Consider the following 18,769-nt stretch of genomic DNA (forward strand, 5'->3'; position numbering starts at 1 on the left):
AGCCGCGCGATGAGCGCGATGGGACTTTCTACCGAAGACCGGTCGATCGAGAACCCCGCCATCCCAATCAGCGACACCGAAGCAATGCTCGGCATGATGGGTGTGCTGGAGCGCAACGGCGCCCTGCCGGCCGTGTCGATCGAGACCGCGCTGCAGGTGCCGACCGTCTTCGCGATCGCGAATTTCCTGCCGCGCACGCTGGCCGCGCTCCCGCTGCACACTTTCGAAGCCGGCGCGAACGGCGCGCGCGTGGACGATGCCGTCAGCCAGCTGCTGTCCTTCGCCCCTAATGAAGAGGAAACGAGCTTCAGCTGGCGGGTCTACCACTGGCACCAGGTGTTCACCGGTGGCCGGGGCCTGAGCTGGATCGAGCGCGCCGGCGAGCGACCGGTCGCGATCTGGCCGATGGATCCGGCGAACACCGAGATCATCCGGCGCGACGGCAGGAAACTCTACCGGTTCGGCGGGCGCGAATACGCCGCGCGCGACGTGATCGACACGCCCTTCCTGCTGAAGCGCGACCGTCTCGGCAGCTACAGCCCGATCGCCAAATGCAACAAGGCGATCAGCCTCGCGATCGCGATGGGGGATTTCGCAGGAGGCTTCTTTGCCGGGGGCGGGGTTCCGCCGCTCGCGCTGCAGGGACCGCTGCCCGAAGGGCGCGAAAGCTTCCAGCGCGCGCAGCAACAGATCCAGAAAGCAATCGACCTGGCGCGGCGCGAGGGGCGGCCGTTCTTCGGTCTGCCGCCCGGGCATGAGCTGAAGTCGATCGGTTCCGATCCTGACAAGGGACAGATGACCGAGGCGCGGCTGTTCCAGATCCAGGAGATGGCGCGGGTCTGGCAGATCCCCCCGACATTCGTGGGCGATCTTTCGAGCGGCACCTTCAGCAATACCGAGCAGCAGGACCTGCAGCTTGTCAAGCATGTCATCACCCAATGGTGCACCGCCTTCGAAGGCGAGCTCACACTCAAGCTCTATGGCTGGCGCAGCCCGGCAAAGCTGGTGAAGCACAATGTCGACGGGCTGCAGCGCGGCGCGTTCAAGGATCGCACCGAGGCGCTGGCGCGCGCGATCCTGACCGGGCAGCTGATGCCGGACGAAGCACGCGCGCTCGAGAACCGCGCGCCCGCCGATGGCGGCGACCGTCTTTATGTCCAGCAGGCGACCGTGCCGCTGGTCGACGCCGGCAAGAACCCGGCGCCCAAACCGACCCAGAACGATCCAACCGAGAAGGACGCCGCGAATGACGATGCCGGCACCCAAGACTGACGGCCGCGAACGCCGCTCCTTTAGCAAGGGCCTCGAGCTCCGCGCGGAAGGCGATGGCGAAAGCGGCACCACCACCAAGGGCTACGCCTGCCTGTTCAACAACGTCGCCGATATCGGCGGCTACTGGCAGGAGCGCTTTGCGCCCGGAGCGTTCGGCAAGTCGCTGGGCGAGCGCGACGTGGTGGCGCTGCACAGCCATGACGACGGACGGCCGATGGGTCGGATGAGCCGCGACACGCTGCGGATCGCCGAAGACGACAAGGGACTGCGGTTCGAGAACGATCTGCCCGACACGCAGGACGGCCGCGATCTCGCGACCTCGATCGACCGCGGCGACATCGAGGGGATGAGCTTCCGCTTCCGGTCGCTGAAGGAAGAGTGGGACGAGACGCAGGATCCGCCGATGCGGACCGTGATCGAGGCCGAGCTCTACGAGATTACCTATACCGCCTTTCCCGCCTATCCCGACACCGAGGTCGGGATGCGCAGCCTGGAGCATGCGCGCAGGGAGCAGCGAAACCACAACAAATCGGCGGCGCTTTCGCGCATCTCGATGCGCCAGGCACAGGCCGAGCGGAACCCCAGATCCCGGTGAAACCGGAGGCGACGAAGGCCCCGCGCTTATCGTCCTACCGCCCGCCTCGCGCGGGCTTTTTTGTAGCTAGGAAAATCAGATGATCCTGACCCAGTACTACGAGCAGCGCGGCCAGCTGGTCGCCGAGGCTCGCCAAATCCTCGACGGCATCGAGGGCGAAGCCGACGAAACCAAGCTCACCGAGGCCGAACAGCGCCACGACACGGTGATGAAGAAGGTGGACGATCTCGACAAGAAGATCGCCCGCGAAGAGCGCGTCGCCCAGGCCGAGCAGGCCGAACAAGAGCGCCGGAGCCGCCTGCGCCCCAATTCCGACGGCAGCGCACCCGGTGTCGACGGCGGGGATCAGCCCAGCGCCGAGCAGCGCAATTCGGAATATCGCTCCGCTTTCGCACGCTTCGTCTGCGGCGCCGAGCTGTCGGCGGAGGATCGCTCGGTCCTGCGCACGATGGAGCAGCGCATCCAGACGGTCGGCACGCCCGCCGATGGCGGCTACACCGTCCCGACGACGCTGATGAACGAGATCGTCCGGGCGATGGCGGACTGGGGGCCCATGTTCGACGAGGACGTGGCCCGGAACTTCACCACGACCAGCGGCAATCCGATGACGATCCCGACGATCGACGATACCGCTTCCACTCCGGGCGCGCACGCCGAGGGCGGCGAGGTCACCGACGACGGCGGGAAGGACATCACCATCGGTGAGAAGGTGCTCAATGCCTTCGCCTACGACACCGAGTGGATCCGCTGGTCGTTCGAGCTCGACGACGATTCGATCTTCGTGATGGAGCAGCTGCTCGGTTCGCTGCTCGGCGAGCGACTCGCCCGCAACGGCAACAGGCAGCTGACCGTCGGCGCCGGCGGCGCGGCGCCCAACGGTATCGTGACCGCTTCGAGCCTCGGCGTCACTGCCGCGGCGACGGCGGCGCTGGCAGCGGACGAGCTGATCACCTTCCAGCATTCGGTAAACGCGGCCTATCGTCGCAGCCCGAAGTGCCGCTGGCAGTTCGCCGACACCACGCTGGCGGCGATCCGCAAGCTGAAGGACGGCCAGGGCAACTATCTGTGGCAGATGGGCGATGTCCGCGTCGAGCAGCCCGACATGCTGCTGGGCAAGCCGTATTCGATCAATGACGACGTGCCGGCGATCGCCGCCGGCGCCAAGCCGGTGATCTTCGGCGATCACAGCAAGTACTTCGTGCGCAAGGTCGGATCCGTCCGCACCATCGTGGCGCGCGAGCGCTTCGCTCCCGATCTCGGGATCCTCGGCGTGCACCGCTTCGACGGCGAGCTCGTCGACACGGCCGCGGTGAAGCATCTGCGCATGGCTGCCGCCTAACACCGAACAGATCCGGGCGGGGCTTGGGCCCCGTCCGGCTTTTCGGTGAGCGCCGCGCGATCCCCCAGCGCGGCGTTCACCGAAGAGAACAGGAGTTTCCCATGAAGCTGATCATGAAAACGAGCATGCAGGGTCCGAAGATCGGGCTTTCGCCGGGCGACGACCACGAATGCGGCGATGCGGAAGCCATCCGCCTGATCGATGCCGGGTTCGCCGCGGCCGAAGATCCGGACGAAGAAGCCGAGGTTCGCGAGCGGATGGAAGATCCCGCCGCAGCCGAGAAGGCCGCAGCCGAGAAGGCCGCAGCCGAGAAGGCCGCAGCCGAGAAGGCCGCAGCCGAGAAGGCCGCAGCCGAGAAGGCCGCAGCCGAGAAGGCCGCAGCCGAGAAGGCTCAGCAGGGCGGAGCCGATCAGTCCGGCAAGAGTGCGTCAACCGCCAAGAAGGCGGGTGCGAAGAAGTAAGCGATGGCCTGGTCTGCGCCCGTCACGATCGCCGAGCCGGCGAGCGAACCCGTCACGCTGGAGGAAGCGAAGGAATTCCTCTCGATTGCGGCGGACGAGACTGAGTTCGACGCGCTGATCGAGGCCTTCATCGGTGCGGCGCGGGAACAGATCGAGGCAGTGAGCGGCACGCGTCTGGTCGAACAGAGTGTCGAGCTGCGGGCGGACCATTGGAGCGACCTGCTACAGCTGCCGATCGGGCCGGCGAGTGCGATCGAGGCGGTGAGCTATGTCGACGGGGACGGCGTCCTCCAGGCGGTCGATGCAGGATCCTACGAGATGGGCGGGGCAGGCCTGTCGCAGATGATAGTCACCACGGCCGGCAGTAGCTGGCCGAGTGGTGCCCGCCGCGCTGAGGGTGCAATCCGCGTCGAGCTGACGGTGGGCTATGCAAAGCTGCCCCGGCCGCTGTGGACAGCGATGCTCCTGATGGTGGGCGACCTGTTCGCGTTCCGCGAGACGGCGGTGACCGGGACGGTGGCCGCGAAGATCCCGGTGAGCACAACCGTCGAGTCGATGCTGACCAATCACCGGATCTGGTGACGATGCGGGCCGGGACACTGAACCGCACGGTCGAACTGCTGAAGCGCGGGCCGGCAACCGACAACGGGATCGAGATGATGCCGGGCAATTTCATCGTCGCGGGGGCGCGCCTGGCATCGGTGAAGCCGGAGCAGCGCGCCGAGACGACGCATGCGCTGGGGCTGACGGGGCAGAAGGTCCTGCGGATCTGGCTGCGCTACGACAGTCTGACGCGGACGGTGAGTGCGAAGTGGGGCCTGCGGTTCGAGGGCCAAACCTACGAGCTGGCGGCGGAGCCGATCGAGATCGGTCGGCGCGAAGGCGTCGAGCTGATCGCGGTGGCGAGCGATCTGACTGTTGCCGGAGGCACCTGATCATGAAGGCGACCTTCAAGTTCACAGGCGGGAAAGACATCGAGGCCGCTTTGAAGGCACTTGGCGATCCGAGAGCGATCAGGCGTGCTGCATTGTTCGGACTGAGGAAAGCTGCCGAACCCATGCGAGATAAGGCCAAGAGCCTAGCTCCCCGTGACGTGGGCAACCTCGAGGAGTCGATCAAGATCGGCTCGGCGAAGCGCAAGCGGGGAGGCGACGGCGACGAAGCCAGAGTGATCATCGGGATCGATCGCACTGTTCAACCCGCTCGCGACGTTCCGCGGGCGGACGGCAACGGGACCTACCGCGATCCCGGGGTGGCCGGCGTTGCTCCGATCAAGGAGTTCGGCGCACCGGAGATCAGCCAGCCCGCCGAACCCTTCATGCGCCCGGCGTTCGATTCCGAGAAGGAGCGGACGCCCGCCCGAGTTGCGGACCATCTCTGGCCGGCGATCGAACGCGCGGCGAAGCGCAAGGGCAAGACGTGAGTTTCGAAGCGGCGTTGCGGGTGCGGCTGCAAGACGATCCTGCGACTGAAGAGCTTCTCGGCGTGCATCCCGATGATGAAGCAAAGTCGATCGACTGGACGGTTCGCCGTCAAGGTGCGCCGCTGCCAGCGATCGTGCTCGAGACGATCAGCGATCCGCGGCCGCAGACGCACGACGGGTTCGACGGAATACGGCCGACGCGGGTGCAAGTGAGCTGCCTGGCTGCGGACAAGACCACGGCGGTGGCGCTGCGCGAGGCAGCGATCGCGGCAATGGTACCGGCCGGAACATTCGCAGGCGTGCAGTTCGACCGGGCCCGGGTGGACGCGGTGCGCGACCTCGGCCGGCAGACGGACACCGGTTTCATCCACCGCGAAGCAATCGACTTCATTTTCTGGCACAAGGCATAGGAGACCATCATGCCCCTTTCCGAAGTAACCACGGGCGACCAGTCCGAGCTCTATATCGATATCGGCGCAGGCCCGGTAAAGGTCGCCGAGATCGACGACATCCCCGAACTGCCGACCAGCTCGGAGCGCGAGCTCTACGAGACCACCAGCATGGATTCGGTCGAGTTCAAGGAGTGGAAGAAGCAGCGGCTGAAGGACGGCACGCCGATCACGATCACGGGCAATTACGTGATCGGTTCGGATTCGGACACGACGTTGCAGACGGCCGACGACGACGAGGAAGCGCTGCCCTACCGCATCGTGCTGGTGCAGGGCGACGACATCTTCCACTGCGAAGGCACCGGACTGTTCTACGGCTTCAAGCGGATGAACCCGAAGGACAGCAAGCGCACCTTCGAGATCACGCTGAAACCGGTCGACGCCGCCGCGATCGATCCCGCACCGGTCGCGCCGTGAGCAAGATCGACAGTCAGAGCTTCGAGGCGCGCGGTCAGAAATGGACCGTGCGCTTCGACTTCAACGCGATCTGCGAGATCGAGGAGCGCACCGGCAAGAAGTTCATGGTGCATGCCGCGCCGTTCCTCGCGCTGGTCGATCTCGATGCGCTGGGCAAGCATGCCAGCGACGATGCCGGGATGGTGGCGATCGCTCAGCGGGTCGACTTCGCCAATCTGCGGCAGCTGCTGTGCTGGGCGCTGGAGGGCGAGCATCCCGAGATCGACCGGCGCACGGCGGGCGAGCTGATCCAGGCGGTCGGATTGCCCAAAGCGGTGGGCGTGGTGGCCATGGCGATCGCCAAGGCGATCCCGACGGGAGAGGAGGCCAAGCCAGGCGGCGCGGCAAACCCTCCGAAGCCGCGCAAAACGCGAACGAAGGCGCCGGCCAGGACGAGAGCAACGAAGGCCGCCATGGCTGGCTGAAGCTGCTGTCGGTCTGGGCGGAGGCTGGGCAGGACCCGGCGCTGTTCTGGACGCAGACCCCCGCGAGCTTCGCGGCGATCATGGGCGGAGTCCGCCGCAGGCTCGAGCGCGAGGACCGGCAGGCCCTCGCCATGGAGCATAGCGGCGCGATCTTCGCCGCTCTCACGCAAAGCAAGACCGGGCTGAAACCGCTCGTGCATTATCTGCGCAGCGAACCGCGCGAGCCGTCGGTCAAGCGGATGATGCAGACACTGGAGGATGCGCGTTCGCGCGGCGCCCCGATGACGATCACCCGGATATCGAGAAAGGAATTGGGCAATGGCGACCATGCTCGGCTCGCTGCTGATCAGCCTCGGCCTCGATAGCGGCCAGTTCCGCAGCGGCATGTCCGCCGCGGAGAAGGAGGTGGTCAAATTCCAGCGCAGCATGAACAAGACCGCGCAGGCACTGCAGGATCTGGGCGCGAGGATGACGCTGGGGATCACCGCTCCGCTGGTGGCTTTCGGCGGCTTCGCGGTGAAGGCCGCGTCCGATGCGGAAGAGCTGCAGAGCGCGTTCGACCAAACCTTCGGTGCGCTGTCGAAGCAGATGACCGAATGGGCCGAGACCACGGGCGATGCGATGGGCCGATCGACGCAGGAGATCCAGCAGGCAGCGAACACGTTCGGGATCTTCTTCAACCAAGCGGCGCCGACGAAGCAGGCGGCGGCCGAGCTGTCGAAGGAGTTCTCAGTCCTCGCGCAGGACCTTTCGAGCTTCTTCAATGTCGATCCGACCGAGGCGATGCAGAAGCTGCGATCCGGCCTGTCCGGCGAGAGCGAGCCGCTGCGCGACTTCGGCGTGTTCCTCAACGAGGCGGCGGTGAAAGCCAAGGCGTTCGAGATTGGAATCGCGGCCGCGGGATCGGAGCTGACCGAGCAGCAGAAGATCATGGCGCGGGCGGCGCTGATCATGGATGCGACAGCGACGGCGCAGGGCGATGTCGCACGCACCGCAGACGGCACTGCCAATCGCGTCCGGGCTGCGAAGGCGGCGTTCGAGGAGCTGCAGGTGGCGATCGGGGAGAAGCTGATCCCCGCGGTGCGCCCGCTGGTCGAAGGTCTGACGAACATGTTGAGCGCATTCACGGCTTTGCCCGATGGCGCGCAGACCTCGATCATCGCATTTGCAGGCGTGGCCGCAGTGGCGGGGCCACTGCTTTTCTTGGTCGGGACGCTGGGATCCAGCATGGTAACCCTGGGCGGAGCTTTCGTCGCTACCGGTACTGCGGCAGCCGGCGCTACTCCGCGCATTCTCCTTTTGCGCGGCGCGCTGACAGGATTGCTCAAAGTGGGCGGGGCCATCGCCCTGGCTCTGGCGGCAGTCGCAGCCGCAGCCTGGGTGGTGTCCCGCGATACGCTCAGCGCGGCGGAATCGACGAAGAAGCTGGCCGACAGGGCGGACGAGGCAGAAGCCGAAGCCGATCGGCTTGAAGGAAAGCTGGCTCAGGCCGCCGGTGCCGCAGACGAATTCGGCGGGCGGATGGACGACGCGGAAGGTAAGGTCCGGAAGCTGCAGAACGCCATGGCCGATTCGATCGGAACCGCCCTTCGTTTCATCAAGGTCCTCGCCCAGGCCGACATCTTCAAGCTTTCCTCGCGGAACCTCGAGATCGATCTCGAGAAGCAAAGCCTCGAGAATGCTGCACGCGGACCCGAAATAAACCAGACCCGATCCGGGTTGGCGATGAACCAGGCCGGGCGGGGTGCACGGGTTCGGTTCAATACCGATGCCAGGCTCGCCGAACTCCAGCGCGAGCGCGATGCGAACGACCGGCAAATGCTCGCGCGCCTCAAGGCACTGCGCGATGGGGTCGACCTCGATGCGACTGAAGGTGATCCCGGCGAAACTGGCGCCACGGGCGGCCCCACCAAGCCAGGGCCCAAACCCAAGACCCCCAAGTCGGACGCTCGAGATCCCGCCGACATAGCCGCGGACTTCGCCGACGAGCAGGTGCGGCTCGAGATGGAAGCGCTGCAGGCGAAGCAGAGGCTTGCGACCGGTTCGGAAGAACGCGCCGAGCTACAGTACGACATGCTCGAGATCGAGCGGGCGCAGCGCCTCGCGGAGGTCGAGACCAGCGACTTCTCAGCCCAGCAGAAGGATGCGCTGCGCGCGCAGGTGGAGGAACTCTACGGCGTTGCCGCCGCAGTCGACGAGCAGGGCGTAATCGTCGCCAATGCCAATCGCGGGCTGATCGCTCGGCAGATCGAGCAGGACCGAACCTACGAGCTGGAGCAGCGGCTCGCCGATGCGATGCAGGTACAGTTCGAACTGCGGCGCGATCATCTGCAACTCGACCTTCAGATGGCCGATACGCAGGCCGAGCGCAGACGCCTGGCGCTGGAGATCCTCGCGCTCGAGCAAGCCTATCGCCGCAACCAGCTCGAGATGGTTCTCGCTTCGGAGATATCGACGCAGGCGGAGAAGGACCGGGCTCAAGCCATTCTCGCTAGCCTCGGTGCGCTTGAGCGTAAGGAAACCGCAGCGGCTGACAAGGCCAATCGAACCGAGGTCGAGAGCTATCGCGACTATGTAAACATGTCGGCCGGGCAGATCAACGAGGCGATCGACGGGATCAAGATCGACGGCCTGGAAGCGCTCAACCAAGGGCTGGTCGATGCGATGACCGGTGTCAAATCGCTCGGCGAGGTCTTCAAGAACGTTGCCAGCCAGATCATCTCCGATCTGCTTCGCATCGCCATTCGCAAAGCGGTGATCGCGCCGCTTGCAGACGCGCTGTTCGGCGGTGGTGGAAGTAGTCCGCTCAATCTGCTTTCCGGCACTCCTTTCGATCTCGATGGCGCGCGGGCGATGGGCGGACCGGTGCTGGCCGGTGGGACCTATCTGGTGGGCGAGCGCGGGCCCGAATTGTTCCGGCCGCACTCGAGCGGCAGCATCGTGCCCAACCACAAGCTGAGCCAGATGGGCGGCGGGCCGGGGGGCGGCGGCGAGCTGAGCATTCGGCTTGGGGCCGGCCTCGAGGCCGAGTGGCTGCGCAAGAGCGCGGGGCAGGCGGTGCAGATCGTGCAGGCGGTCGCCCCGGGAATGCTGAGCACGGCTTCATCGAAGGCGCGGCGCGATGCTGCGCGGCCTGTGATGCCAGGCGGAGCGACCGGCTGATGATCGTCCCTTACCCCAGTCCGAGCCGTCACCTCGAGGTCGGTCTGCGCCCCATGGTGTCCGCATTCGTCAACCGCTCCGAGCTGACCAAAGCGCGGCAGGCGGTGGATGCCGGCTATGCCTGGTGGGAAGCGGTGATATCCGTCGCCAACATGCGCGAGGTCGACGCGCGGGGTTGGCAGGTGTTCTTCGGACGCATCCGCGGACCCGTGCACAGCTTCCGGGTGCCTATCAGGGCAGTCTGGCAACATACGGGCAGCTTCACGGTGCGCGCGAATGGCGCGGGCACTGGTTATTCGCTGGTGACCGATGGCTGGCCGCCCAGCTCCATGCCGCTGCTGGCTGCCGACTATGTGACGGTCGGCGATCAGCTGATGCGCCTCGATGAGGACGTGGTCACCAACGAGAGCGGACAAGCCACGTTGAAGTTCCACGCGCCGCTGCGCCGGATCGTCGCGGATAACACGTTGGTCGAGACCAAGAACCCCTGGCTGCTGGCCTCGCTGCCGGAGAATTCGCCCATGCTCACCGTAAATCTGGAGCGGATCCAGGCCGGGTTTACGTTCGATTGCGCGGAGGCCTATTGATGGACGCCGCCACCCTCGAAGCGCTCGGGCAAGAGATCGTCTACGTCCAGTGGTTCGCGTGGATCGATATTGACGGTGACCCGGTGCGTGCGGTGTCGGGGGTGCGGGATATCGCGATCGCTCCGGGCGAGACCGGCGATCCGGATCTTGACGGGTTCACTTTCGAGGCGATCCCGAGCGATCTCGTCGACGTCAGCGACGTCGGACACAGCGAGGAGGGCTCGGAGACGGTTACTGCGCGGCTCTCGGGTCTGCCGATCGACGATGGCGGGCTGCTCGATATCGTTGGGCAGAAAGCGAAGTGGCGCAAGAAAGAGGCGCGGCTGTGGTTCCGGCTGCTCGAGCCGGTCGATAATCCACCAACGCAGTTCGCACCACGGCCGATCCAGCGGTACTACAGCGGCTATCTGGTCAATCTGGCGGTCGATACCGACGAGAGCGACCAAATCCTCGTTGCCAGCATCGAGAATTACCAAGCGGCGCTGACCGAAGGCTCCGGCCTGACCTATCTGCACCAAAGCGAGTTCGATCCGGGCGATCGAAGTGCCGAACAGACGCTGGCCGCGGCGAACGGCATGCAGAAGGCGGGCGTGCGCGGCGGTAACGGCGGCGGTGGTGGCGGCGGGAACCGTGGCGGCGCACCGAGTCGCAGCCTGCAGAAGAACCTCTACTGATGCGCCGGCTTCCAGACTGGGAAAACCGGCTCGCGGAGACCGTGGCCGAATGGAGTGCGCGGCCGTTCCGCTGGGATCGCGACTGCGGACGCTGGTTGGCGGCCTGCGTGATCGCGCAAACGGGCGAGGATCCTCTGGCAGGGTTGCGCGGGCAATATTCCACCAAGCGCGATGCGCTGCGGCTGCTGGCCGACAAGCCGATGGCGGAGCGACTCGATGCAATGTTCCCGCGCGTTCACCCGGCCTTTGCCCGTCGCGGCGATATCGCGCTGACGCAGGAAAGCTGCCTCGGCTGCGTGCTGGGCGGCGAGGCGCTGTTCTACTTCGCCGCCGGCGGAATGACGATGGTTCCGCGAGCAGACTGGACCGGCGTCTGGGGAGTTGGCCGCGATGGGTAAAGTCGTCAAAGGCGTCCTCAAGGTCGTCGCGATCGGCGCAACGATCGCCGGAGCGCTGGTCACCGGTGGCGTCTCGCTTGGCATCTCGGCAGCTCTCCTCTCGGGGATCGGCGCTGCAGCCACGCTCGGCGTCTCGTTGCTCACCAAGAAAGGCACCGTTCCGCAGTCGACGACGCAGCTCGGAAGGCTGCAAGCGCGGCTCGACACGCAAGCCCCGCGCAAGATCGTGCTCGGCACCACCGCGATGCCCGCCGATATCCGCTATTACGAGGGCAGCGGCACCGACGACGAGTTCATCGACTACATCATCGTCGTGGCCGCGCATCGGGTGCGCTCGATCACACAGATATGGTTCGAGGACGAGCTGGCGTGGTCGGCGGCAGCCGGTGTGCAGGGCCAGTACGTCGGCTATCTGACGGCGGTAGACACGCGGCTCGAGGGTACGGCAGCCAACACCATCGCGATCAACGGCGGGACGCGGTGGGGTTCCGACGACCGGCTGACCGGCTGCGCCTACCTGCGCCTGCGGATCAAGCGGACCGGCAACAGCGACGAGGAACAGTCTCCCCTCGCTTCGGGGCTCCCCGGGCGCGTCACCATCATCGGCGAAGGCATGCCGATGTACGATCCGCGCTTCGACAGCACGGTCGGCGGCGTCGGCCCGATGCGGATCGCCGATCAGGACAGCTGGGGCGAGAGTTCCGGCAACCTGATCATCCAGGCGCTCAATGTGCTGCTGGGCTGGCGGATCAACGGCGAGCTGTCGGTCGGCGCCGGTCTGCCGCCCAAGTATCTCGACATCGAGAGCGTGATCACCGCGGCGAATATCTGCGACGAGGACATTGCGCTATCCACTGGCGGGACGCAGGCACGCTATCGCGGGGCCGGCGCCTTCTCGACCGACGATGCGCCGATGAACATCGTCGGCGCTCTACTGGCGGGCTGTGCGGGCGATCTGCTCGACAGCGAGGGGCGGCTGTCGTTCCTGATCAAGACCAATTCGCTCGCCACGCCGGCGGTGACATTCGACGACAACGACGTGGTGAGCGGCGCGCGGTGGGATCCGATGGGCGGGCAGACCGATCTGCCGAACATCATCTCCGGTTCGTTCACCGATCCCAGCACCAATTCGCTGTACCAGATGGTGCCCTATCCCTCGGTCAAGCTGCCGAGCGAGGACGGGATCGAGCGATCGGCACCGCTCGATCTGGCGGTGGTCGAGAATGCGGCGCGCGGGCAGCGCCTGGCGAAGCAGACCCTGCAGCGGATGCAGTACCCCGGCACCTTCACCGCCGAATACAACATGAAGGGCATGGCGGCGAAGGTCGGGCGGATCGTTTGGCAGACCTATTCCCCGCGTGGGTGGCTCAACAAGCCGTTCCGGGTGGTCAGCCAGCGGCCGAGCCGCTCGGGACGGATCGCGCTGGTGCTGCGCGAGGAGCACGCCAGCATCTATGCCTGGGCGTCGGAGGACAGCGCCGCGGTGCAGTCCGCCGAGCCGGTGCGGTTCGACCCGCGCAATGCCGGACCGATCCTGCTGGCGCGGAAGGCGTCGAAAACTGCGGACTGGCCAACGGTTGCGGACCCGGATGGTACCAAGCCCGAAAACAATGCCACCGAGGGCGCGACGATCCCCACGCCGGGCAGCCCGGTGCCGGGGAATGTTCGCGACGAAACCGGGGAGGTATGGAACCCGGGCGAGCTGCTCAATTCGCAGATGGAGATCACGCCGTTCGGTCGGCTGCATTATCGCCCCTTCCCCGCCGCCGAGCCCGTGGGCTTGGGCGAGATCACCCTGCCCGATCTGGGTGCGGCGAGCGAAGGCGCGGTGGCGCAGAGCAATGACGCGATCGACCGGCTTTCGCAGAGCTATATCACGCTGCTTTCCGAAGCCTCGCGCACCCGCGAGACGTTCCGAGATGCAGGGTTCTTCGTCGATCCCGCGAGCGGCACGGTCAAGATCAGCGCGATCGAGCAGACCGGCGATCAACTGAGCCAGGTATCGATCCGGCTCAACGCGGCCGAGGGAAGCATCAACCTTAAGGCGAGCACGAATTACGTCGACGAGCAGATCGCAATGGCGGTGCTCGACCCGACCCAGATTGCCGACCTCGAGGCGGTGTTCCTGCGCCTGGGCAGCGCCGAGGTGGATATCGACGCACTGCAGGGTGCGATCGCGCTGAAAGCATCGGTGACGGAGCTCTCGGGCGTCGAGGGTCGGGTTACGACAGCCGAGCAGGCTATAGATGCCCAGAACGGCGTGATTGCCTCGAAGGCGGACACCGCCACCGTTACCGCGCTCGATAGCCGGGTTGCCAGCGCGGAGCAGACGATCACCGCGTTGGGCGATGTGGCAAGCATCGAGCAGTCGATCAGCACGGTGCGCCTGCTGGGCGATCGGGTCGACGCGGGTGCCGAGGCTGACCTTCTCGCTATCCTCACCGCCGACGAGAACCACCGCGAGGCTGTAGCCGGGATCGCGGCGGCGCGCACCGAGATCACAACCAAGATCAACGCGGACCTCTCGCTCGAGGCATCGCAGCGGACCGAGCTGGGTGTGCGGGTCGGCGCGGCCGAGGGGGCGATCGTCAGCGAAAGCCTGACCCGCGCGTCGATGGATTCGGTTCTGGCGCAGAGCATCGATGCGCTCGTGGTCAGTCTCAATGACGAGGCGGGAGAGCGCCAGGCTGCGGTGCATGCCGAGCAGCAGGCCCGGATCGACGGCGACGGAGCGCTGGCGCAGGACATCTCCGCGCTGACCGCGAGCGTGAACGACGGGTTTCAGGCCAGCGCTGCTGCCCTCACTGCCGAGGGTCAGGCACGAGCGGACGCGGATGGGAGCCTGTTCGCCGGACAGGCCGAGCAGGCGACGGTGAGCCGGGGCCTTACTGGCGATGCGGCCGCCGCCGCCGAAGGCAACTTGCTCGCCCTTCTGGAAAACGACCGCACCCGCCGAACCAGCAATGCCGAGATTGCCGCCGCCAGGCGGGAAATCACCTCGCGCATTACGGCCGAGGGTGAAGCGTTCGCGGCGCAGACCCTCGCACTCGTCGCGCAGATCGGGGCCGCCCGCGCGGACATCATGCAGGAATCCACCGCGCGAGCCACCGCCGATCAGGCGATGGCACTGCAGATCAGCGAATTGACGGCGGAAGTGGAAGGCAATCAGGGCGCGATCACGCAGGAGAGCGCAGCACGTTCCACGGCTGACGAAGCTCTTGCGCAGCAGATCACCACGCTAACCGCGACCACCGATGCCAACGCCGACGCAATCGTGCAGGAGGCGCAGGATCGCATCGCCGCGATCAATGCCGAGGCTACGGCGCGTGGTCAGGCACTCACCGACGAAGAGCAGGCGCGCATAGCGGCGATCGACGCGGAAACGCAGGCGCGGATAGACGCGCTCGCTGCCGAGCGGACCTACACCAACGCCACGGTGCAGAGCGAAGCGCAGGCCCGGATCGATGCGGACGGCGCGATCGCCGGGACGGTGCAGACCGTCAGCACGCGCGTCGACACTGCCGAGGCGTCGATCACGCAGTTCAGCGAGAGCATCGACGGGCTTGAGGCGCGGGTTGGTGTCCGCCTCGATGTAAATGGGAGGGTCACAGGCTGGGCCGCGAACAACGATGGCGAGACCGGTGATTTCGTCATCGTGACCGACCGCTTTGCGCTCGTGGACCCCGATGGCGGCGACCGAACCGAATATGCGGACGGTGTCTGGCGCATCTATGCCGGCGCATTCATGAAGGTCACGGGATCGGGTTTCGGCACGACCGGCCAGTTCATCGAATGGTACGGCCCGATCCGGCCGATTGCAGAGTGCAACGAGGCCGACGCGATCTCCTATCAGCGCCGCGACGGGTCAGCCTATTTCGGCGGCACGCTGTCTGCCGGCGTCACGAAGAACGCGGTCAAGACCAGCAGCCTCGCGAGCAACGCTTCGATCTCGACCGGCCCCATCGGTTCGAACGGAGGGTCGCGCGTCGTCGTGCTCAGCTACAGCTGGTCCTCGCGGGCCGCGATGATCGGCTCCTGTCCGGTTCCTGCTACTCCGACCGCCACGGTCAAACTCTATCGTGGCGAGACCGAAATCGGGACGCTCGCGTTGAGCGGCACCGTCGCCTGCGAACCTGCGCTCGGGCCCGGCGAACCGGGGTTCTGGCAGGAAAGTATCTCCGGATCGATCACCATCACCGACAACACCGGCGGGCTCGAGGTCGAGTACTCTGCGGCCCTTACGGCGCGGGCTCTGACATCGCCGGGGGAAGGCGTGGATCCATCGCAGGCGGCCGAGCGGTCGCAAACCATCAGCATCACGCAAACCGAAGAATAGGAGGCCATCATGGCTTGGTACAAAGCAGGGACCGTCACCGTTACCAATGGCAGCGCGACCGTTACCGGAGCGGGCACCGCGTTCGTCGCGAATGCCAAGATCGGCGAGGGCTTCGAAGGGCCGGACGGCCGCACCTATGAGATCGCCGACGTGCCGTCGAACACGGTCCTGACCCTCGCCCGGACCTACACCGGAGCGACCGCTGCGGGACAAAATTACGGGATCCTGCCGACGCAATCGCTGATGGGAGATGTCGTGGTGCGGCTCGACAGCCTGCTCGCGAGCTTTTCCGACGTGCGAGATGGCATCGGAGCGGGTCTGTTTCCGGATGGATCGCTCGCCGCTCCAGCTATGCGATTTGCAGTCGACCAGGACACAGGCCTGCGCCTGGCGGGATCCAATTCCCTGGCGGTGGTCGCTGGCGGTGCCGATCGTCTCTCGGTCAGCGATTCTCGCCTCCAGGCTTCTGTTCGCTTCAGTTTCGTTCAACAGGACAATGTCGGTGTAACCAGCCCGGCTTTGGGGGCTTTGCCCGGCGCACCTGCCGGCACGGGCGTCACGGCCGCATTCAGCATCGCCAATTCCTACGGCCTCCTGATCGGGACCTATGGCTTCAGCGGCGATACCTGGTTGCAATCGCAGCGGATTGACGGCGTGGCTACTGCCTACAATTTGAACCTGCAGCCTGCCGGCGGAAATCTTCTGGTCGGAACGGTCACCAGCTCCGATTCTTCGCATCGAATGGTGAAACCCTCGAGCGAAAGTAAGATCCTTGGCCTCGGCGAGCCGGCGGCCGACGTTCATCACTTCTACGGCGCTTTCGGTGCGGCAGGTTCCGCCGCAGCGGCGGCATATCGCGTCAACGCCAACGGAACGACGGGCCGCTCTATCAACGCCGGCGGCACGATCAACGCCAGCGGCGCCGACTATGCGGAGTATGTTCGTAAGGCGGATGGGTGCGGCGATATCGCCAAGGGTGATGTTTGCGGCATCGATCGCGAGGGCTTGCTGACAAAGAGCTGGCCCGATGCGGTCCGTTACGTGGTGAAGTCGACCGATCCCAATCTGGTCGGGGGCGACAGCTGGGGCCACTGTGTTGGTGCACGACCCGCGACGCCTTCGCCCCTCGGGGCCGAGCCGTCTGCGCCTGTAGCTCCCGCCCCGTTCACCGACGCAGCGCCCGAGCAAGCCGAGGATGAAAGCGAAGGCAATTTCGCGGTACGCCAATATCTCTGGCAAGAAGCAAAGGATGCCGCCGACGCCGAGATGGCGCAGTACACCCAGGCCCTAGCTGCATTTCCGTCTGCCTTGGCACAATGGCAAGCTGCCAAGACGCAGCACGAAGCTGCAATGGCCACCCATGCCGCCGATTTGGCCGCTTGGGAGGAGGCCTTCGAAGCCGAACGCCAGACCGTCGATCGCATCGCCTTTTGTGGACAGGCGCCCGTGAACGTGGATTCCGAGACCCTTGCCGCCTGCGAAAATGCGCTGGACGACGGCGAGGCGGTCTACCTGGTCGCAGTCGCCAATGGCGGTGGGATCGGCGCGCAGGCGGTGCCCGAGGCGGACATGACCCTGCCACTCTACATGCGCCGCCTGGGCGCGGTGTGGCGGATCGAGGACGGGCGCCCGGTGATCGACGTGCAGCACGGCTGAAATACAGCGCCTTAGCTGAAGATCGGCGGGCGCCTGAAGGCGCTCCCCAAAGCAGACTCATCGACAATCAAAATAGCGCCGGGCTTCTGGCGAGGACGGAGTAGTACCATGCACGACACGCATCGAATGATCGCAGAACGAGGTAGCGAGTACCTCTCGGCGGTCGGCAAGGCCGCACCGCCGATCGCGGTAAGCACCGCAGCCGGCGCCGGCATGTCGCTGCAGGATTGGGTCCTGATCGCGACGCTGGTCTACACGCTGATGCAGACAGCCTATCTCGCCTACAAGTTCGTTCGCGACCACCGTCGCGACCGCAAGGCGCGGGGTGCGAGCGATGTCTGACAAGATCAAGGCGGCCGGACTGGTCGGCTCGGTCGTGGCGATGCTCGGCCTGGCCGTGGCGACGATCGCGCCTTGGGAGGGCAAGAGGAACGATCCCTATCGCGATCCGATCGGCATTCTCACCGTCTGTTACGGAGAGACCCGGGTTGAGATGCGGCGCTACACCGATGCCGAATGCACAGCGATGCTCGAGGAGGCGGCTGCCGGCTTCGCCGAGGGAGTACGGGTCCGCAACCCCGAGATCATCGAGTTCCCGTACCAATGGGCGGCGCATACAAGCTTCGCCTACAACGTGGGCCTCGGCGCCTACAATCGCTCGAGCGTGGCGCGGTTGTTCGCGAAGGGCCAGCAAAGGGCGGCCTGCAATTTTCTCGGCCGCTATGTCTATGCCGGCGGTACGCGGCTGCGCGGGCTCGTGCGGCGGCGCGCTGCAGAGACTGCGCTGTGCCTTAGGGACGCGGCGGTATGATCCCGTTCGAGTGGCAGGCGCGCGCCGGCGCGGTCGCTGCGAAGGTCGGCTTCTCCGGCCTGGTGATGGCGGCAGCCCTGGCGTTCGGCGCGGTGCAGACCGCCCGTCTCGAGGGGCTGGAGATCTGGCCGCTCTCGATCGAGGGCTGGATCGCCAAGGCGTATCGGTTCGAGACCGAGCGCGACGACGAGCGCAGCGCACATCGGAAGACCAGGGGCGATTACCGCGCGGCACAGCTCGCGGCAGCGAAGATGGAAGCGGACCGCCTCGAGCGGGTCGTCCAGCAGCAAGAGGATATCACCGATGCGATCGAAGTGGATTATCACGCTCGGCTTGCCGATGCTCGCGCTCGCGCTGAGCGCTTGCGGCAAGAACTACGCAGTCGAGCCGGCGCTGCCCGTCCGGGCGGAGCTGTCTCATTGTCCGGCGTTCCCGGTACCGCCAGCGGATCTGATGCATCGGCCGGAGATCATCGACTTCCTGCCGGCGGCAGCTTCCGCCGCGGCCCGGCCGAGCAGCTCGAGCGCGATCTCGTCGCCACCCAGCAGGCCATCCAGCTCGATGCGCTGATCGATTGGGTGGAGCAGCAGGCCACGGTGGATCCGAACCGTCCGGAGTGATCGACGGGCCGACCCGGTGGTCAGAACCAATAGGCGAACGCACTCCAGAAGCCGAAGCCTGCCAGCACCATGACCACAGCGAACTCTACCTTTAGGAGCCAGCGC

At 66.0% G+C, this 18,769-nt stretch carries 20 protein-coding genes; all 20 read left to right on the forward strand.

The window, feature by feature from the left end:
- Positions 1 to 9: 9 nt before the first annotated feature.
- On the forward strand, positions 10 to 1,272 hold the full coding sequence (locus ACWIKC_RS05510; RefSeq protein WP_454599114.1) for a phage portal protein: 1,263 nt from the start codon (positions 10 to 12) through the stop codon (positions 1,270 to 1,272).
- On the forward strand, positions 1,247 to 1,867 hold the full coding sequence (locus ACWIKC_RS05515) for an HK97 family phage prohead protease (protein WP_454599115.1): 621 nt from the start codon (positions 1,247 to 1,249) through the stop codon (positions 1,865 to 1,867). The genes ACWIKC_RS05510 and ACWIKC_RS05515 overlap by 26 nt, the downstream gene beginning before the upstream one ends.
- Positions 1,868 to 1,946: 79 nt before the next feature.
- A complete protein-coding gene (locus tag ACWIKC_RS05520) occupies positions 1,947 to 3,206 on the forward strand; it encodes a phage major capsid protein (RefSeq protein ID WP_454599116.1) in 1,260 nt (419 codons plus the stop codon).
- A 101-nt stretch (positions 3,207 to 3,307) separates the two neighbouring features.
- A complete protein-coding gene (locus ACWIKC_RS05525; RefSeq protein ID WP_454599117.1) occupies positions 3,308 to 3,667 on the forward strand; it encodes a hypothetical protein in 360 nt (119 codons plus the stop codon).
- Between the two features lie 3 nt (positions 3,668 to 3,670).
- A complete protein-coding gene (locus ACWIKC_RS05530; RefSeq protein WP_454599118.1) occupies positions 3,671 to 4,249 on the forward strand; it encodes a head-tail connector protein in 579 nt (192 codons plus the stop codon).
- 2 nt (positions 4,250 to 4,251) lie between these two features.
- Entirely contained in the window at positions 4,252 to 4,602 is a 351-nt protein-coding gene (locus ACWIKC_RS05535) for a phage head completion protein (RefSeq protein ID WP_454599119.1), read from the forward strand.
- A 2-nt stretch (positions 4,603 to 4,604) separates the two neighbouring features.
- Positions 4,605 to 5,090, forward strand: a complete 486-nt coding sequence (locus ACWIKC_RS05540; RefSeq protein WP_454599120.1) for an HK97-gp10 family putative phage morphogenesis protein — start codon at positions 4,605 to 4,607, stop codon at positions 5,088 to 5,090.
- A complete protein-coding gene (locus tag ACWIKC_RS05545; protein ID WP_454599121.1) occupies positions 5,087 to 5,500 on the forward strand; it encodes a hypothetical protein in 414 nt (137 codons plus the stop codon). The genes ACWIKC_RS05540 and ACWIKC_RS05545 overlap by 4 nt, the downstream gene beginning before the upstream one ends.
- A gap of 9 nt (positions 5,501 to 5,509) precedes the next feature.
- On the forward strand, positions 5,510 to 5,956 hold the full coding sequence (locus tag ACWIKC_RS05550; protein ID WP_454599122.1) for a hypothetical protein: 447 nt from the start codon (positions 5,510 to 5,512) through the stop codon (positions 5,954 to 5,956).
- Positions 5,953 to 6,420: a hypothetical protein gene (locus tag ACWIKC_RS05555; RefSeq protein ID WP_454599123.1), complete on the forward strand. Its 468-nt coding sequence runs from the start codon at positions 5,953 to 5,955 to the stop codon at positions 6,418 to 6,420. Before ACWIKC_RS05550 ends, ACWIKC_RS05555 begins: the two co-directional genes overlap by 4 nt.
- 80 nt (positions 6,421 to 6,500) lie before the next feature.
- Positions 6,501 to 6,785: a hypothetical protein gene (locus ACWIKC_RS05560; protein ID WP_454599124.1), complete on the forward strand. Its 285-nt coding sequence runs from the start codon at positions 6,501 to 6,503 to the stop codon at positions 6,783 to 6,785.
- Positions 6,739 to 9,582 carry a phage tail tape measure protein gene (locus tag ACWIKC_RS05565; RefSeq protein ID WP_454599125.1) on the forward strand — a complete coding sequence of 948 codons (2,844 nt, stop codon included), beginning with the start codon at positions 6,739 to 6,741 and terminating at the stop codon, positions 9,580 to 9,582. The genes ACWIKC_RS05560 and ACWIKC_RS05565 overlap by 47 nt, the downstream gene beginning before the upstream one ends.
- Entirely contained in the window at positions 9,582 to 10,169 is a 588-nt protein-coding gene (locus tag ACWIKC_RS05570; RefSeq protein ID WP_454599126.1) for a hypothetical protein, read from the forward strand. Before ACWIKC_RS05565 ends, ACWIKC_RS05570 begins: the two co-directional genes overlap by 1 nt.
- A complete protein-coding gene (locus ACWIKC_RS05575; RefSeq protein ID WP_454599127.1) occupies positions 10,166 to 10,843 on the forward strand; it encodes a hypothetical protein in 678 nt (225 codons plus the stop codon). The genes ACWIKC_RS05570 and ACWIKC_RS05575 overlap by 4 nt, the downstream gene beginning before the upstream one ends.
- Positions 10,843 to 11,241: a DUF6950 family protein gene (locus ACWIKC_RS05580; protein WP_454599128.1), complete on the forward strand. Its 399-nt coding sequence runs from the start codon at positions 10,843 to 10,845 to the stop codon at positions 11,239 to 11,241. Before ACWIKC_RS05575 ends, ACWIKC_RS05580 begins: the two co-directional genes overlap by 1 nt.
- Positions 11,234 to 15,577, forward strand: a complete 4,344-nt coding sequence (locus ACWIKC_RS05585; protein WP_454599129.1) for a hypothetical protein — start codon at positions 11,234 to 11,236, stop codon at positions 15,575 to 15,577. Before ACWIKC_RS05580 ends, ACWIKC_RS05585 begins: the two co-directional genes overlap by 8 nt.
- Positions 15,578 to 15,586: 9 nt before the next feature.
- Positions 15,587 to 17,233 carry a hypothetical protein gene (locus ACWIKC_RS05590; RefSeq protein ID WP_454599130.1) on the forward strand — a complete coding sequence of 549 codons (1,647 nt, stop codon included), beginning with the start codon at positions 15,587 to 15,589 and terminating at the stop codon, positions 17,231 to 17,233.
- Positions 17,234 to 17,341: 108 nt separating this feature from the next.
- On the forward strand, positions 17,342 to 17,575 hold the full coding sequence (locus ACWIKC_RS05595; RefSeq protein ID WP_454599131.1) for a hypothetical protein: 234 nt from the start codon (positions 17,342 to 17,344) through the stop codon (positions 17,573 to 17,575).
- Positions 17,568 to 18,044, forward strand: a complete 477-nt coding sequence (locus tag ACWIKC_RS05600) for a lysozyme (protein WP_454599132.1) — start codon at positions 17,568 to 17,570, stop codon at positions 18,042 to 18,044. The genes ACWIKC_RS05595 and ACWIKC_RS05600 overlap by 8 nt, the downstream gene beginning before the upstream one ends.
- The gene (locus tag ACWIKC_RS05605) at positions 18,041 to 18,664 is read left to right on the forward strand and encodes a hypothetical protein (RefSeq protein ID WP_454599133.1); all 624 of its coding nucleotides are present in this window, start codon (positions 18,041 to 18,043) and stop codon (positions 18,662 to 18,664) included. The genes ACWIKC_RS05600 and ACWIKC_RS05605 overlap by 4 nt, the downstream gene beginning before the upstream one ends.
- The last annotated feature ends 105 nt before the right edge of the window (positions 18,665 to 18,769 follow it).

It is taken from the genome of Qipengyuania sp. SM2507 (assembly GCF_053714505.1).